Raw genomic sequence first — 237 nt, 5'->3', positions numbered from 1 at the left:
CCCGGGGACCGACCGAGGCGGCACTTTCGTAGGGAAAGTGCCGCCTCGGCGTGTCCAGAAGCGCTCGGTGCGGGTGGTCGTGAGTGGTAAGTCGGGTTAGAACCCGACTTACCACTCACGACCACCCGCGGCGGCGCTGAACAGCGGGTCCGGGGTGGCGGGGGAGGGCCCCAGGTCCGGGGCCAAGTCTGGGGGTTTCCCTGCTGGGGGTGCGGTTGACTCCCCGGCAAGTGGACG

The organism is Amycolatopsis solani, from assembly GCF_033441515.1.
In the GTDB taxonomy this organism is placed as follows: domain Bacteria; phylum Actinomycetota; class Actinomycetes; order Mycobacteriales; family Pseudonocardiaceae; genus Amycolatopsis; species Amycolatopsis solani.
Note: the sequence above shows the minus strand (reverse complement) of the source record.